This is a genomic window from Brunnivagina elsteri CCALA 953 (assembly GCF_002289455.1).
In the GTDB taxonomy this organism is placed as follows: Bacteria; Cyanobacteriota; Cyanobacteriia; order Cyanobacteriales; family Nostocaceae; genus Brunnivagina; species Brunnivagina elsteri.
This window is the reverse complement of the sequence record NZ_NTFS01000148.1, coordinates 1-14,614: the sequence shown is the minus strand read 5'-3', so window position 1 is coordinate 14,614 and position 14,614 is coordinate 1. Positions and strand designations below refer to the sequence as shown.

Sequence of the window (14,614 nt, the reverse complement as noted above, 5' to 3'; positions counted from 1 at the left end):
CCCCCATATCGGTATATTTCATCAATATATTTCTAAGATATGCTCCCGATACCACATTTGCCCATTGCTTGTTATTCTGTCTCTTTACGTGTATCTGGTAACTTCGGTAACACTTCATCCTGATTATTCGCTAATTGTGCTTTCATTGCCGAAAGCTCATCATCTATGTCGCCGCTAGATTCTAAGGCTAAAAATTTATTATCCAAATTATCTGTACTAGTAATAGAAAGTACTTCATTTTGCGATTCTAACTGGACAATTTTATCTTCAACCCGTTCAAAAACACCAGTACTGGATGCACCAGAAAGTTCCCCCATTAGTTCTTGAAGTCGTAGAGATGCTTGTGCAGAGCGGGCACGAGCAATGTACATGTCTTTTTTATTTTTCACCTCAGAAATTTTAAGTTCGAGCGATCGCATGTCTTTTTTTAGTGTAGCGACTACAGTGTTGTGCTGCTCGATTTGGCTGTTTAAGGTGTTCGCAGTGTCTTGGTAGGATTTGCGTTTGGTGAGAGCTTCACGGGCAAGGGGTTCGTTACCTTGTTGGAGGGCAAGTTGAGCACGTCGATACCATTCGGAAGCGGTGGTTTGGGCATTTGCGGCTTGACGTTCGGTACGCTTTTGGGTTGCGATCGCGATCGCAACTCCCTGCCGTAGTTGGATCAGATTATCTTGCATTTCCATTACAGTTTGCTCCAGAATTTTCTCTGGATCCTCTGTATTTGCCACCCAACTGTTGACATTAGCGCGGAAAACACGCGAAATTCGCTCAAAAAATCCCATATCGACCTCCGAAAGCAGCAATCAGCGCTGAGTAATGAGCAATTATAAAATTTTAGATACCTTTTTATCCCAAACTCCCCAATCCCAAACCTCTTTTTATTCTAAACCTCCCTAATCCCAAACATCCCTAATCCTAAACCTCCCCTTAACAAGGGGAGGTGCCACGGAGGGGTAATTTTATGCGTCTTCACCTTAAAATTGCGATACCACGAAGTGGTTGCCAGGGGCATCGCACTCTAATTATCCCACTCCCTAAGTTTTAAGTTGGAATTAAATTTCGATTTAAGTTAACTTAAGGCTGACGAACTCTCGCATTGATTCCCTTCGCTTTAACTTCATTCAGCAATTGCTCTGCTCCATTTTTATCCTTCATTGCACCGAGAAGAATTAACTTCTTATCGTCCGATATATATGCATCTGGAACAGCTTTGCGCGCATTTGCCAAAGCATTCGGATTGTTATTATCGATAACTAGATGATAAAAACCATCTGCTGAAGGCTTGATTTCTGAAATCGGTACTTCTTTAGTTGGTACAGGTGATGGTGAAGGTGGATTAATAGTTGTTGGTGCTATTGGCACAGCTTGTTGGGGAAGTTGCTGGGTAGGTATTTGGTTTTGGGGTATTTGATTTTGGGGTATTTGATTTTGAACTTCTGGAGGATTTGTTGCTATTGGAGTTGAACTAGATTTTGGTTTCAAACCAACAACATCGTTAGGATTTTTAACTTCGGGAAATTCCTCTCTGGCGAGATTAGGATATTTCGGTACTGGTGCTACTTCCACATTTCCGGCTGAGGTTTGCCCCTTATCTCCATCTGTTAAGGAATTTTCCGATGCTGGATTATTGCGTTTAAACAAGCCGTCAAATCTAAATGGCAAGCCCTTAGGATTAATAATTGCATATGCCAAGATTAAACTTGCCGTTAACAATAACAAAATCGAACCAATTCCCAACGGTGAGAGTAGACTATTCTTGTTGGCTTTTGGTTGCTTTTGCTCTTTTGGTGCTTCTTCGGTTAAACTCCGCAGCAATGCTTCCGATGATTCGAGATAGTCATCAGGTTGGCTGGTAGGTGGTACTCCGAAGTTGCTATTATTTGATGAGTCCGACTTCGTTTTTGGCTTTGCTGTTGGTACGATGCTGCTTGTTTGTGGTGTATTTGCTTCTGTTGCTGTTACCCCACTTGTCCCAACTCTAGGAATTTGTGAAGGTGGTGGGGGTGGAGGTGTGGGAATTTCTGTAACGTAGGTTGGAGGAAGGTTAGAATTATTGATGGGAGAAACCGGAATTTCTTGACGTTCTGAACCAACTACAGAATCAGTTGTAGCTTTTGCAATATTATTATTGACATTTATATTTGTAGGAATCGAATATTGTAGTTGACTACCAGTGAAATTGGCTGGCTGGACTTGGTTAGACGTTCGAGATGTACCTCGGTATCGTCGATATCGCGCTAACTCGCGATCGAGTTGAACTTCTAAACTTGCCAGTGCAGCTGAGAGCGCAGGTTTTAAGCTAGGTGTCCGGGAAAATTGATTACCCGAATGCATCAGGGGATTTTGACTCATTGGTTTGCCTTCAACCTAATAATTACCAGTACAGCGTAAATAGACATACTCGGAGTGACTAACGAAGCCTTGTCGAATAGCGAAATTCCTCTTAAAGAGGACTAAATTCAAGTTCTAAATGTTTGGCATATTTACGCCATCTTGGACTAAGGATTACGATATGTTTTAGTGACAATAATAGCGAAAATTAACATAAATATTTTGTATCGCCATTGTGTATCGCCAAAGTGTAATTTTTGTACTTTTACTGGCAAAATGTCTTTAAAATCAGTAAATGATGTTTTAACTATTTTAAAAGCTAAGGCTGTAATCCAGGAACCCCCTGTAAACGCTTTGCTGCGAGACTGGCACGAAATCGTTGGTGATGTACTTGCACTTCAGACTCGTCCCCTTTCGATCCAGCGTCATCTTCTGCGTGTCGCAACTTCCAGCGCTGCTTGGGCACAAAACTTAACTTTTGAACGCCAAAGCTTGCTAATTAAAGTTAATCAAAGATTGGCGATTCCTGTTGTTAATATCCATTTTTCCACTGCTGGCTGGCATATTTCCCCGATCCGCGAGAAAAAACCAGAATTAGCTTCACAGACTCAACACCCAAGTTATTTAGGTGAATCGATTAATATAATTAGTGCGATCGCGACAGATGTTTCTGAAGTAGGGCTTGACAAAACAACCACTAGGAAAAAGGCTTTTGATGCCTGGGCAAGTGCGGTAAAAGTGCGATCGCACAAATTACCCCTTTGTCCTCAATGTCAATGTCCCACTCCACCGGGAGAACTCCAACGTTGGGATGTATGTGCTTTATGTGCAGCGAAAAGATTTTAGTTGGATTGTCACAAAAAATTACCAATAAATAACTACTAATAGTCAACTAATTCTATATCTTTTGGGGGAAGAATTAATCGTAATTAAATTCATAGCAGTTTACTTTACTTTGATCCCAATTGGTTTTATCTATATTTGACCTCTTTATTCCAGCTTAAATGTATCATTTCTGTAATCAAAGTTTTGAAAAATATAACACAAATCTAAAAAGAATATAAAGCTCTTTTTATGATTGGGATCAGGAAAACCTATACCAAATAATGATTTCTTGCCTGTTGTCCGTATTTATATCTAAGAATGAAATAAACCAGAATAGATAGAAGGAAACTATGCCTAAACGGCTCTCAACATGAAGAACATAAAATTCTTGACTTCTGCCTGTAAATATTGCCGCTATTACAAACCAGAAGGTCGTCGGGGGGGCAATTGTCAGCAACTAGGGGCACCAGTTTTAGGGAGTTGGAAAGCTTGTTCTTTAGCTTTGCCGCCTTTTGCCCCATCGTGGGAAACTTTGGAAGAAGTTTGGATTTTGCCGCAGTCTAAGCCAGTCCTAGCTTCAGCCATTCTTCAAAATGCCATACTTGTTAAAAAATCACAAATGGCAATGTTACAGGCAAAGGAGAGTGCTTTACAGAGTGCGGAACTAACCGAGACTAAGACTTTAGTGGTTTAACCTCTAATTATATTTCGAGTCCAGTAACAATCTTGGTAGTGAGAGTGTTATTTGCGGGCATAAACCCTCAATAACTGATAATTTTCACCGTTTAGTGTTGTTTTGATTTAATTTTGGCTGAGTTAAAAAATTGAGCAAGTTGATAGATATGGAAGAAATCGCATCTAGAATTGGAAAGGTGCGATTTCTTAATGGTTGCTGAAAATTAAGGTAGCCAGGGAAAGGAACGGAAATTGGGCGATCGCTTCTCTAAAAATGCCTGTTTTCCTTCGGTACCTTCTTCTGTCATGTAATAAAGTAAAGTCGCGTTTCCAGCAAGTTCCTGTAATCCCGCTTGTCCATCACAGTCTGCATTGAAGGCAGCTTTTAAACAACGAATTGCTATTGGACTTTTTTCTAAAATCTCTTTTGCCCATTGAATACCTTCGTTTTCGAGTTGTTCTACAGGTACAACTGTATTGACTAAACCCATATCCAAAGCTTGTTTTGCATCATATTGTCGGCAAAGAAACCAAATTTCCCGCGCTTTTTTCTGCCCGACAATGCGAGCAAGATAGCTGGCACCAAATCCACCATCAAAACTACCAACTTTGGGTCCTGTTTGCCCGAAAATAGCATTATCAGCTGCGATCGTTAAGTCGCAAATTAAATGTAGGACATGTCCCCCACCAATTGCATATCCAGCTACGAGGGCAATTACAACTTTTGGCATTGAGCGAATCAGACGCTGTAAATCTAATACATTTAAACGGGGTGTACCTTCTTCATCTATATAACCTGCTTGTCCCCGCACGCTTTGGTCTCCACCCGAACAAAAGGCATATTTTCCATCAGTATGGGGACCATAACCAGTAAATAGAACTACTCCAATTCGAGTATCTTCACGTGCATTAGAGAAAGCATCGTAAAGTTCAAATACAGTTTTTGGACGAAAAGCATTACGTTTGTGGGGACGGTTGATGGTTATTTTCGCGATACCATCAGCTTTGTGATAGAGAATATCTTCGTAGGTTTTGGCGGTTTGCCAGTCAATTTGCATAAAGGGAAATAATCGCGAATTATGTCAGTGTTACTAATTTACGGGAAATTTGTCCCAGACAAAAAATTTTATTGCCGCATTAACTAGCAAGTAGAGGGAATTACCATTTTTAATGTCATCCAAATTTGGGATTTTATTGTTGTTTAAATCTTGCTAACAATTCCGTGCGAGATAGTTGTATTAGTAACGGTGAAAATTCTTCTGGTGTTAATGCTGTCAAAAGTGGAATAATGGCGTTTAATTCTGCATCAAGGGAGCCAAATTTTGCTTGTAGTAGACTTGCGATCGCAATACGTCGTTCGTTCATAACTCCTTCCTGTCTTCCTTCCTGTATTCCTTCCTGTATTCCTTCTTGTTTGGCTTCTGCTAATCGTTGTAGGTAAATTGGCGATAAACTCATAAGTAACTCCCTATCCTCTTTATTTGGATTTTGATTGATTTCTAAAGTTGTCTTCAAGCTCAATAATAAATCAACTGCTTTGTCCCGTAGGGGATTATTTGGGGATAGACTTTCTAACTCCTGGATAGCTCGTTTCTGTACTCTCCCTTTACCCAGAAGTCTTAACCAGAGTGTTTCTTCGTTTTGCGGTAATTGATGGATAGCAATAATCGCAGTTTTCAGATGACTACCAAGAATATACACTCCTTGACCCCAACTGTGTTCTTCGAGACTTGCTTTAAAGCCGTCTAATATTGGTATTGATGCGGTTGGGGATAATATTCATAATTTTGGTAATTCGTCTTCTAAAGTGGATATATTATTCCGTTTATTTTGGCGTTCTATATCCGCAATTAGATAGAACAATTTGTTCATGCAGCTACGTATCTCGGAAATTTTTACTGCATTTCTAAAAGGCTCAAAAAGTGCGGTTTTATTGGCTAGTTGACCAAGTAAACCTAATTGTATTGTATCCGTACTCGCTTGGGTGATGGTGCAAAGTAAACATCTATCTCCCTAATTTCTGCTGGTACTGTCAGACTAGTTTCTACTTTACCGAGTGGTTGTAGTAGTTCTTTTAGGTAGTCTTTGGCAAATTGGTCGTAAGGAAATCTGGTCATTGTGGAATGGTTGATGATGCACAATTACATTGTAGGAAAAAACGTGGAACAAAACTCATGTTAAATAGCAAATTTTCCTAAATTTTCTTTCCGCCATTTTGCATCCAATTTTCGATTAGTCCTAATTTCCAAAATTCTGATTCCATTCGTTGGTAACGGGTTTAATTTATCTTCTAATTCTTGCCAAGAAGTAATTAATTGATGCTCAACACCATAAGTAGTAGATAACTGGGCAAAATCAATATCTTGGGGAGTGGCGAAAAATTCTTCAAAAGGTGGTTCAAATTGAGCTATTGGAAGCATCTCAAAAATTCCGCCACCGTTATTATTTATCAATATAATTGTCAAGTGTCCGACAAATTTATTCCTAATTAAAAAACCATTTGTATCATGTAATAATGCTAAATCTCCCGTTAGCATGACACTCGGTTTATTGTGATGTGCCATTCCCAAAGCTGTCGATAAAGTCCCATCAATTCCATTCGCACCACGATTACAAAAGGGTTGAATTTGAGCATTATTTGGTTTCCAGAAAAATTCTACATCTCGTACAGGCATACTATTAGCAATGAATAGCGGTGTTTTTGATGGTAGAAATTGTGAAAGTAACCAAGCGACTTTACCTTCAAAAAAATCGTTGGTTGTTTGTAAAGTTTTATCAATATTTTTGCGAGCGATCGCATCAGCCCGACACCAAGTTTGAAAATAAGAACAATCTTCATTTGATGGATGTTTTTCTGTTAATTTTTCTGTTAATTTTTCTGTTAATTCATTGACACTTACTCGTAAATGGTTAGTTTTTAGGTGAAGAGAATCAAGATTGCGATCGCTCCTATCGATAACCCACATTTGCGGTTGATTTTTCTGTAACCAAGTCCGTAATTCCTTACTGGTAGGCATTTCTCCCACCAAAATCACGACTTCGGGGGCTAATTCCTCAGCTAATTGGGGATTGCGGAGAATAGAATCGTAAGTAGAAATCAGATCGGGGTTGAGATGGGTATAATTGCGAACTGGAGAAAGTCCCTCTGCAAGTACGGGAAAGCCTAAAAATTTGGCAAGTTTGGAAATAGCTAGACAATATTCCTGGGGATGCTGAGGTTGAGCAATCCCGGCAATAATAATTCCCCGTGGGGAAGAAAAAGGGGGCAGGATTGGAGGGGAAAAGGATAAAAATGAAGGGGGAATAATATGGGAGAAAAAGTCTGTTGTTTCGAGTTGCGTTAGCGTTCGCTCTTCGCGTTCCCGTAGGGTAGCTATCCGCAGGAATCGCAATTTTGTCAAATCAATCCCATCGGCAATAGGTGCAAGTGGGTCGCGAAAAGGTATATTTAGATGCACAGCACCCGCCACAGGTGCGATCGCACGTTCCCATGCATAAATAAGTGTTTGTCGCAAGTATGCCAGCATTTCGATTTCGGCAACAGGTAATGCTAATTCGGTTTGCCAGTTAGGATAATTCCCATAAAGTTTGACTTGATCGATTGTTTGTCCAGAATGACATCCACGTAATTCCTGTGGTCGATCTGCGGTAAGTAATAATAAAGGTATACAACTTTCTTTCGCTTCAATCACAGCTGGGTAAAAATTCGCTCCCGCAGTTCCCGAAGTACAAACCAGCACAACAGGTTTGCCAGTAGTTTTTGCCCTCCCCAAAGCAAAAAAAGCAGCAGAACGTTCATCAAGAATAGAAATTACTTCAATATCTGGTGCTTGTTGGGCAAATGCAACAACAAGAGGAGTGGAACGGGAACCTGGGCAAATGACAACACAATTCAATCCTAGCCGTTTTAATGTCTCAGTTAGGACAAAAGCCCAAAGTTCGTTGATGTTTCGGAGTGCGATCGCCATTTTTAGGAGTGTTGCTTCTTTTTGTTTGAACTAAATTTTCAAATTTTCCGGATTGCTAAGTTGCGATCGTGTATCTCCAATTGTGGATACATCAGAAACCTCTATGTGTTCCTTATCTGACTCATCCCTAGCATTAAAAGTTAGTACGAATTAATAGTACTAGTAAATAACGCTAGTTAAACAATCAAATAAATTCTCAATTTAAATCCAAAATTTAAATATACCTTTAAATACTTATTTCTAAATTCCTTAAATTTAATGGGTTTCCTCTCTTTTAAGGGGCGCGATGCGTCTCTTTTTTTTGTTTTAATTTTTCATATTTAAAAAATTTTATACCTTTCCGGAACCAAGGTAATACCGACTGAAGTACTACCTGTAGCAAATAGTTCAAATTCAAAGTTCAAAGTTCAAATTTACGATACAACTACGAGGTAAATTTTATGTCTGAGAAACGCGGTAAACCCAAAAAAACAGTAAATGGCTTACTGGGGGAGATGAATACACTAAACAACGATAATCAAGAGATTAACAAAAGTACAAACTTATCATCTAGATATGAGATGAATTTTATATCTGAGAAGCGAGTTAAGCCACAGCCAACTGGTAAACCCAAAAAAACAGTAAATGGCTAATTCACATATCAAACAACGACAATCTAAGTAAAATTTCATCTCCACAAAAATCATCAAATATGATTTTTATCCAATTAACAAATTAGGAGGATAAGCAAATGTCAGATGAAGAAAGACAAGAACCACCGTCCACAGGTAGACCACTTAGAACAGTAACCGGTGTTATTCCAGAGACTAATCAACCGCAAAAATTCAAGCCAGATACAAATAAGAAGAAAACAAAATAATCGGTTGTAATCAGTTGCTATTATTATTATTTTCTATGATTAAGAGACGTATGTAAAAATACGTCTCTTTAGTTTATATCTGACCTAATTATTTAGCTTTCACTGTACTTTTAGCTTGTTCCAAAGCAATCTCTTTCATCACTTGGTAAGAATTAACATTTGCCGAGCCTTCAATTGCCTTAACAGCCAAATCTTGCACTTGTTTTAATGCAGAATCAAGTTGATTAGAAAGATTGAGTATTCGCGTTTCTTGATTGGAAATAGTTTGTTCTAAAGACTGCAATCTTTGTTCATAAAATCGCTTTTGTCCATCTACTTCTTTGGCTAATAAATCTGATTTGACTTTCGCTTGATAATATGAAATCCCCTTACCTTCATCAGTTGCTTTTTTAAGAGCAGCTTCTTTATCTTTTGGAAAACTTTCTACTTTTACTTTATGTTCTTCAAATTGTTTTTCTCGTTCATAAATAGATTTTTCTCGTTCAAACCAATTTTTATCAGCTTCTGATTTAAGTTCTTCTAATTGTTTATATAAACCTTTTTGTTGCTGCTCATACTCATCACTATTTAGTTTGCGCTGAAGTTCTAAATCATATAGAGAATCTGTGGTTTCACGCTGACGAGTTTTTGAGAGGTTTTCATTACGTTCTTTAGTAACCAACCTGTGTTCATCTTGCTCTTTTCTCCAAGAATCCCGTTCCCCTTGAATCTGCTGCGAAAGAGTTTCTAAAAGTTGGTTATATTCTTCGTGATAAGTTTTAGAATTATCCTCATAAGCTTGAATTAGATTATCAAGACTATCTTCTTCAACTTCGAGCTTATGTAATTGTTTTAATTGTTGAGCTTCCTCTTCTACAGTTTGCTTAATTTCTGCCAGTTTAGATGCTCTTGTTGTCAGTAGTTCGGATAACTCACTTGCAGCACTACCAAAACCTAATTGAATTTTAACTAAGCTTTCAATGGTATAGTTCATTTTTTGTTGAATGCTTGCTGATGAATTCATGGTTTTTGGTTCAGTTATGCTTGTTTCTTTAATAATGGTATTTGAATTAGAGCTTGCATTATTCTGCTTATTAGTTTGCTCTAATTGTGATTTCAGTTCAGCTTTTTCTTTTGCTAATTCTTCATAAGCTTGAAGAATTTCGACTTTAGTATTTTTATCAGTTGGCTTCTTTGTCGGCATAATTTAAGACTCCTAGTGAAAGAGAAAGGAAAAGAAAAACGAATAATAAACCTTAACTATTTACTCGAACTATCAAAAGCACGCATTGCTAAATCTTGCGCTTGTTTCAATGTCGCTTGTAACTGGACTGAAACACCCTCGATTTGTTCACTTTGCTTGCGAATCGTTTCTTCTAATGATTGAATTCTTAACTCATAATTTTGCTTCGTTGATTCCCATTCTTTCTCAAATAAATCAGCTTCAACTTTTGCTTTTTGACTTGTTTCCTTAATTCCCTCTTCACGTGCTTTCTTCACCATTTCTTCTAATTCAGCAGGGAATGCAGCGACTTTCTTTTGATATTCGGCAAATAGTGGTTGATTATCTTTTAATACTTTCTCCCGTTCTGCCCAATTTTTTGCTTTTTCTTGTGTACTTTCTTGCAGTTCACGTTCTAAATTACGTTTTTTCGCTTCATAAGCATCAGAATTAATTTTATGAGTATTTTCCAACTTATATTGATACTCTTCTAGTTCTTGCACACGTTGTTTCGTTTGCAACTCGTTATATGCTTGCATACCCTCGTCAAATTGTACTTGTTCTTTTTGCCAATCTTTACGGCTTTGCACAATTTCTTTTTCCAAAATTTCCCGTTTACTGGAAGTATCTTGTTCGAGTGTTTTTAATTTTTCTTGATGTTCTTGCATTAAAACATCCACAGCATCTGCAACTATTCTGATTTGTCGAAGTTCTTGCAAATATACTGTTTCTACGTCGATTCCTCTACTTAGTTCGTCGAGCTTTGAGTTCTCTTTTGCTAGTTTCTCAGACAGGGAATTGACGATAGTACCAAATTCCAACTGTAAATCTGCCAAGCTTTTGACGATACTATCAACTGTATAAGTTGAAGCGGTTTCAAGTATCTCTTTATTTTTAGCTTTTTCCGCAACTTCAAGCTTGGTTGCAATTTTTGATTCGATTTTGTTTCGTTCTGTTAATATCTGCTGAAATGCTTGCATCAATTGCTGTCTGCCATCTTTGCTTGCAAATATGCTTCTATCCAAGCTCATATCCAACTCCCTGGATTGTAAATGATTTTAATTAATTAGGTAGTAAGGCACATCAAAACGAACCTGTACAAACATCAGACTAGCTTTGAAGTATATGTTTTAAATGCAGTGAAAATGCTGAAAATGCGATCGCAGATTATTCCCAATCTCTACAGTATCTAGTATTTATGTACTAAAATTGTATCCGAGTGAATTTACTCTTGTCAAGGAGAAAACTGAAGAAAAGCTGGGAGAATGTTACAGGAACATCAAAAAAATAAATTATGGATAACTTTATAGATAATTCTGGGTATTGACAGGTTTTTGACTTTAAGATTTGTCTTCTTAGATATTCCTGCTAATTTGATTTGCCAATTCAATCAAATCTTCTAATTAGTTTTACCGAGATTGGTTTATAATTGTAAAAGAAACTGTGACATATGTTACAGAATGATAAATTGAATACTAAATATTCAGCGTAGTTACACGTAGAATTGATAATTAAGATTGATTATTTGAAGACCCTTATTTTGCGGTTTTTTATTGATGTATACCACCAGTGAATTGACAAAATACCCACCTACTTCGGAGTTCGGTCAAATTAGCCGCGTTTTAGTAGTAGAAGACGAAGAGCTAATCAGAGAAATGCTAGTATTAGCTTTGGAAGGAGAAGGCTACGAAGTCGTTGCTGCAAGTGATGGACGTGCGGCAGTCGAATATTTGAAAAGTAGCGAAGCAAGTTCCGGTGAGTTAAATTTCGATTTGGTTATTTTGGACTTGATGCTTCCCCAAGTCAACGGTTTAGATGTATGTCGCTTATTGCGTCATCAAGGTAATCCAGTTCCCATTATGATGTTGAGCGCAAAAGGTAGCGAAACCGATCGGGTTTTGGGTTTGGAAGTTGGAGCGGACGATTATTTAACTAAACCTTTTAGTGTTCGGGAATTGGTTGCTAGGTGTCGAGCGCTACTTCGTCGGCAAAGACTAAGTGCTTTACCAACTGCACCAGTTTTACAGTACAAGGAAGTGACTGTATATCCTCAAGAATGTCGGGTATTGGTTCGTGGACAGCAGGTAAATTTGTCACCGAAGGAATTTCGTCTGCTAGAGTTATTTATGAGCTACACAAGGCGAGTTTGGTCGCGGGAACAGTTACTTGACCAAGTTTGGGGTCCGGATTTTGTGGGTGATAGCAAGACAGTGGATGTACATATTCGCTGGTTGCGGGAAAAATTAGAAAAAGACCCCAGCCATCCAGAATATATTATTACTGTGCGTGGATTTGGCTATCGCTTTGGATAGTTGTTATTTTTAACATTTGCTCGAAGCAGTTAATGGCTAGTCATGTTTGTATTGGGTTTATTTTTGGGATTGGTATTGGGTATTGGGTTTTGGGTATGGCAGCAGTATCAGTTAAATCGCTATTTAGCTCAGATGTTGCGACCTTTGACAGCGCGATCGCCCTTAAGTCTATCATTGCTGTTAATCCCGCGTCTGCGCCATGAAATCGCTTTAGTCAAGTATCAAGGGCAGTATTTACAGCAGCAGCTACAAACGTATCAGGATTTATTAGAGTTTGCACCGATTGGTTATCTTCAGGTAGATGACGAAAATCAACTTTTGTGGTGTAACGAAAAAGCCAGAGAAATGTTGTACTTGGAACGGTGGCAACCTGGACAGGTACGTTTATTGCTGGAATTGGTTCGCTCCTACGAACTCGATCGATTAATCGAACTGACTCGCGATCGCGCTACTCTACAAATCAAGGAATGGGAGTTTCACCCCTCTTGTGAAAGTCCCCAGGCAGTGATAGATGTAAAGTCTATGGTTTTACGTGCAACTAGTTTGCCGTTACCACAGGGTTACGTTGGTGTATTTTTGGAAAATTTTCAGCCGTTGCGAGATGCAAGTGTTGCCCGCGATCGCTCTTTTTCCGACCTTGCCCACGAACTGCGAACCCCGCTAACTTCAATTCGTTTGGTGGTGGAAATCCTCCAAGACCGTTTAGATTCCCCCTTAAAGCGCTGGGTTGACCGTCTAATGTTGGAAGTTGACCGTCTAATTAACTTGGTTCAAAGCTGGTTAGACCTTACACAACTAGAAAGTAACCCCAAAATGCAACTGCAATCCCAAGCAGTTGATATTAAGTGTTTAATGACTTCGGTTTGGGATACCCTGGAACCATTAGCACAAAAACAGCAAATCGATTTTTTCTACTCCGCACCAGAAAATCTTTGGATTCAAGCCGATCCAACTCGGATGTATGAAGTATTTATAAATTTACTTGATAATTGTATTAAGTATAGTAAACCCCATACTAAAATTATCATCGAAGCCAGAATTATTTCTGAGAATTATAGCCAGAGTCAAAGTAAGGATTCATCAAAGTTAGAAATTAACGTCATTGATTCCGGAACTGGATTTGCGGAACAAGATTTGCCTCATGTGTTCGAGAGATTTTATCGTGGAGACACCGCTCGTGCCCGTAACCTAGCTGGGGAGAATGACTCAAAAACGGCAATAGTTGGTTCTGGTTTGGGACTCGCGATCGTTCGGCAGATTATACTGGCACATGGTGGCTCGATTCAAGCCATGAACCATCCCAAAACTGGAGGAGCTTGGATGCAGATTGAATTACCAGGGGTGATGTCAAATCACCAGAGTAAAGACTATATTTAGAATTACCTATTTAGAATTATCTATTTAGAATTATTTTATATTTTCACTTGAGACTGGAAGCGTGAAAACAATCCTTTATAATCACAATCCAGAACAATCCCAGCTAATACGCGATATCCGACGTTTAGAGCGAGATGTACTGCGTATGGGTGCTTTGGTAGAAAAATCCTTTCGTCTCAGTCACCAGGCATTATTTGCCCGTGATTTAACAGCATCGAAGGAACTTCCTCTATTAGATAAAAAAATTGATCGCTTTTATAAGCAAATCGAACTTGATTGCACGTTGATTATGACCCATCAATCACCAACGGATCGAGATTTGCGCTGCTTAAGTGCTTTTATGCAATTAGTTCGTGATTTAGAACGTATTGGTGACTATGCTGAAGATTTAGGCAATATTTCAGTCAAATTGTTTTCCTATCCACCCCATCCGCTCATGCCAGAAATAGCGATGATGTCCCACCATGCTCAGGCAATGCTGGCAACCAGCTTAGTTGCTTTAGGTGACTTAGATGAGGCAAATGGACGCAATATCAAGCACTTAGACGATGCTGTCGATAATGCTTACGAACGGGTTTACAATGCGTTAGCACAGCAACGTGACGTACCTGGTCTATTAGAACCTTTCTTATTACTAGGATTAGCAATTCGTTGCTTGGAAAGAATGGCTGACCATGCCACAAATATTGGACAAAGAGTGGCTTATATTGTCACTGGGCAACGTTCTTGATATAAATTCATACATTCGCTAATTAAGTACTCGGCTAATTTCAGGAAAGTTATAATTTTTTGAATATAAATTGATCGAACAATTCGCAATTCACAGTACTCGCTTCTTCGACTTCTTACTCCTTTTGGTAGATGTGGTAAACCTACAAACCATTTTATAGTCAGCGGATATGTTGTAGGTAACAAAAAGTAGTTTATAGAACAACACGGTATGCGTAAAACTCAGTCACTTTAGTGCTGAGATATAAGCTACACGGGCTATTTTAATCGCATTGAATCTTTTTAGGTTCTGGCAATGTATCTATTAAATCTTCGACGATTTGAGTAATAGTCTTGT

At 38.6% G+C, this 14,614-nt stretch carries 15 protein-coding genes; 7 read left to right on the top strand and 8 right to left on the bottom strand.

Features of this window, described 5'->3' with window-relative positions:
- Nucleotides 1-71: 71 nt before the first annotated feature.
- Entirely contained in the window at nt 72-782 is a 711-nt protein-coding gene (locus CK510_RS14400; RefSeq protein WP_095722360.1) for a PspA/IM30 family protein, read from the bottom strand.
- Nucleotides 783-1,074: 292 nt separating this feature from the next.
- On the bottom strand, nt 1,075-2,352 hold the full coding sequence (locus CK510_RS14395) for a hypothetical protein (RefSeq protein WP_095722359.1): 1,278 nt from the start codon (nt 2,350-2,352) through the stop codon (nt 1,075-1,077).
- A 255-nt stretch (nt 2,353-2,607) separates the two neighbouring features.
- On the opposite strand from CK510_RS14395, the gene CK510_RS14390 reads away from it, so the two are divergent.
- Together CK510_RS14390 and CK510_RS14385 are read left to right on the top strand one after the other, a co-directional pair.
- Nucleotides 2,608-3,177 carry a DciA family protein gene (locus tag CK510_RS14390; RefSeq protein WP_095722358.1) on the top strand — a complete coding sequence of 190 codons (570 nt, stop codon included), beginning with the start codon at nt 2,608-2,610 and terminating at the stop codon, nt 3,175-3,177.
- Between the two features lie 349 nt (nt 3,178-3,526).
- The gene (locus CK510_RS14385) at nt 3,527-3,850 is read left to right on the top strand and encodes a hypothetical protein (protein ID WP_095722357.1); all 324 of its coding nucleotides are present in this window, start codon (nt 3,527-3,529) and stop codon (nt 3,848-3,850) included.
- A gap of 205 nt (nt 3,851-4,055) precedes the next feature.
- Here the strand turns inward: CK510_RS14385 and menB are convergent, their stop codons facing one another.
- The 4 genes from menB to menD form a co-directional block, all read right to left on the bottom strand.
- The gene (gene menB / locus CK510_RS14380) at nt 4,056-4,889 is read right to left on the bottom strand and encodes a 1,4-dihydroxy-2-naphthoyl-CoA synthase (protein WP_095722356.1); all 834 of its coding nucleotides are present in this window, start codon (nt 4,887-4,889) and stop codon (nt 4,056-4,058) included.
- Between the two features lie 133 nt (nt 4,890-5,022).
- The gene (locus CK510_RS34270; RefSeq protein WP_342745962.1) at nt 5,023-5,532 is read right to left on the bottom strand and encodes a hypothetical protein; all 510 of its coding nucleotides are present in this window, start codon (nt 5,530-5,532) and stop codon (nt 5,023-5,025) included.
- Between the two features lie 254 nt (nt 5,533-5,786).
- The gene (locus tag CK510_RS34265) at nt 5,787-5,948 is read right to left on the bottom strand and encodes a hypothetical protein (protein ID WP_342745961.1); all 162 of its coding nucleotides are present in this window, start codon (nt 5,946-5,948) and stop codon (nt 5,787-5,789) included.
- Between the two features lie 60 nt (nt 5,949-6,008).
- Nucleotides 6,009-7,799, bottom strand: a complete 1,791-nt coding sequence (gene menD, locus CK510_RS14370) for a 2-succinyl-5-enolpyruvyl-6-hydroxy-3-cyclohexene-1-carboxylic-acid synthase (protein WP_095722355.1) — start codon at nt 7,797-7,799, stop codon at nt 6,009-6,011.
- A 440-nt stretch (nt 7,800-8,239) separates the two neighbouring features.
- Between menD and CK510_RS14365 the strand changes: the two genes are divergently transcribed.
- Nucleotides 8,240-8,431 carry a hypothetical protein gene (locus tag CK510_RS14365; RefSeq protein ID WP_095722354.1) on the top strand — a complete coding sequence of 64 codons (192 nt, stop codon included), beginning with the start codon at nt 8,240-8,242 and terminating at the stop codon, nt 8,429-8,431.
- Nucleotides 8,432-8,529: 98 nt separating this feature from the next.
- Nucleotides 8,530-8,658 (top strand): hypothetical protein, encoded by a 129-nt coding sequence (locus tag CK510_RS33975; protein ID WP_281257024.1) that lies wholly within the window; start codon nt 8,530-8,532, stop codon nt 8,656-8,658.
- A gap of 88 nt (nt 8,659-8,746) precedes the next feature.
- On the opposite strand, the gene CK510_RS14360 is transcribed toward CK510_RS33975, so the two are convergent.
- On the bottom strand, nt 8,747-9,841 hold the full coding sequence (locus CK510_RS14360) for a coiled-coil domain-containing protein (protein ID WP_095722353.1): 1,095 nt from the start codon (nt 9,839-9,841) through the stop codon (nt 8,747-8,749).
- A 56-nt stretch (nt 9,842-9,897) separates the two neighbouring features.
- Nucleotides 9,898-10,890, bottom strand: coding sequence for a coiled-coil domain-containing protein (locus CK510_RS14355; RefSeq protein WP_095722352.1), 993 nt, complete (start codon nt 10,888-10,890; stop codon nt 9,898-9,900).
- A gap of 525 nt (nt 10,891-11,415) precedes the next feature.
- Here CK510_RS14355 and CK510_RS14350 point away from each other — a divergent pair.
- The 3 genes from CK510_RS14350 to phoU all read left to right on the top strand — a co-directional run bounded on the left by CK510_RS14350 (nt 11,416) and on the right by phoU (nt 14,278).
- On the top strand, nt 11,416-12,171 hold the full coding sequence (locus CK510_RS14350) for a response regulator transcription factor (protein ID WP_095722351.1): 756 nt from the start codon (nt 11,416-11,418) through the stop codon (nt 12,169-12,171).
- A gap of 42 nt (nt 12,172-12,213) precedes the next feature.
- Nucleotides 12,214-13,548: a sensor histidine kinase gene (locus tag CK510_RS14345; protein WP_095722350.1), complete on the top strand. Its 1,335-nt coding sequence runs from the start codon at nt 12,214-12,216 to the stop codon at nt 13,546-13,548.
- 61 nt (nt 13,549-13,609) lie between these two features.
- A complete protein-coding gene (gene phoU, locus CK510_RS14340; protein WP_095722349.1) occupies nt 13,610-14,278 on the top strand; it encodes a phosphate signaling complex protein PhoU in 669 nt (222 codons plus the stop codon).
- Nucleotides 14,279-14,614: the final 336 nt, after the last annotated feature.

Bases quoted from the DNA above. Each gene is read 5' to 3' on its own strand.
- CK510_RS14390 (WP_095722358.1), top strand. From the start codon at position 2,608: ATGTCTTTAAAATCAGTAAATGATGTTTTAACTATTTTAAAAGCTAAG.
- CK510_RS14350 (WP_095722351.1), top strand. From the start codon at position 11,416: ATGTATACCACCAGTGAATTGACAAAATACCCACCTACTTCGGAGTTC.
- menD (WP_095722355.1), bottom strand. From the start codon at position 7,799: ATGGCGATCGCACTCCGAAACATCAACGAACTTTGGGCTTTTGTCCTA.
- CK510_RS14355 (WP_095722352.1), bottom strand. From the start codon at position 10,890: ATGAGCTTGGATAGAAGCATATTTGCAAGCAAAGATGGCAGACAGCAA.
- menB (WP_095722356.1), bottom strand. From the start codon at position 4,889: ATGCAAATTGACTGGCAAACCGCCAAAACCTACGAAGATATTCTCTAT.
- CK510_RS14345 (WP_095722350.1), top strand. From the start codon at position 12,214: ATGTTTGTATTGGGTTTATTTTTGGGATTGGTATTGGGTATTGGGTTT.
- CK510_RS14385 (WP_095722357.1), top strand. From the start codon at position 3,527: ATGAAGAACATAAAATTCTTGACTTCTGCCTGTAAATATTGCCGCTAT.
- CK510_RS14360 (WP_095722353.1), bottom strand. From the start codon at position 9,841: ATGCCGACAAAGAAGCCAACTGATAAAAATACTAAAGTCGAAATTCTT.
- CK510_RS14365 (WP_095722354.1), top strand. From the start codon at position 8,240: ATGTCTGAGAAACGCGGTAAACCCAAAAAAACAGTAAATGGCTTACTG.
- CK510_RS34265 (WP_342745961.1), bottom strand. From the start codon at position 5,948: ATGACCAGATTTCCTTACGACCAATTTGCCAAAGACTACCTAAAAGAA.
- CK510_RS33975 (WP_281257024.1), top strand. From the start codon at position 8,530: ATGTCAGATGAAGAAAGACAAGAACCACCGTCCACAGGTAGACCACTT.
- CK510_RS14400 (WP_095722360.1), bottom strand. From the start codon at position 782: ATGGGATTTTTTGAGCGAATTTCGCGTGTTTTCCGCGCTAATGTCAAC.
- CK510_RS14395 (WP_095722359.1), bottom strand. From the start codon at position 2,352: ATGAGTCAAAATCCCCTGATGCATTCGGGTAATCAATTTTCCCGGACA.